At 77.5% G+C, this 671-nt stretch carries 1 pseudogene; it reads left to right on the top strand.

What is annotated here, in order from left to right:
• A pseudogene (locus tag C667_RS23685) lies at window positions 1–671 on the top strand (nickel-dependent hydrogenase large subunit); the annotation flags it as partial.

Below are 671 nucleotides of genomic sequence, written 5' to 3'. Positions count from 1 at the left end.
CGGCCGCGGCGGCGGCGGCGCTGCGCGCGGCGATGGGCCTGGTGCCGGCGCCCAACGGCGAGCGCGCGGCGGCGCTGGTGCTGGCGGCGGAGAACCTCGCCGACCACCTCACCCACTTCTACCTCTTCTTCATGCCCGACTTCGCGCGCGCGGCCTATCGCGGCCACGCCTGGCACGCCGCCGCGTGCGCGCGCTTCAAGGCGGTCGAGGGCAGCGCCACCGCCGAGGTGCTGCCGGCGCGCGCGGCCTTCCTGGAGCTCACCGGCACGCTCGCCGGCAAGTGGCCGCATACGCTGGCGCTGCAGCCCGGCGGCAGCACGCGCGCGGTGGCGATGAACGACAAGCTGCGCCTGCTCGCGCTGCTGCGCCGCTTCCGCGCCTTCCTCGAGACGCGGCTGTTCGCCGACACGCTGGAGGCGGTGGCGGCGCTCGACTCCGAGGCCGCGCTGTGGCGCTGGTGCGATGCGCGCGCGCCCCACGAGGGCGACTTCCGCCACTTCCTCGCGATCGCCCGCGCGCTCGGGCTCGCCAGCCTCGGCCGCGGCCACGACCGCTTCCTGTCCGGCGGCGCCTACCGGCTCGACGACGCGCCGCTGTTCACCGCCGGGCTGTGGCGGGCGGGCAGCGCCGCCGTGGAGGCGTTCGACCCGGCCGCGATCCGCGAGGACGGC

Origin of the sequence: Thauera phenylacetica B4P, from assembly GCF_000310225.1 — a bacterium.
In the GTDB taxonomy this organism is placed as follows: Bacteria; Pseudomonadota; Gammaproteobacteria; order Burkholderiales; family Rhodocyclaceae; genus Thauera; species Thauera phenylacetica.
This window is presented reverse-complemented; position numbering and strand designations above follow the sequence as displayed.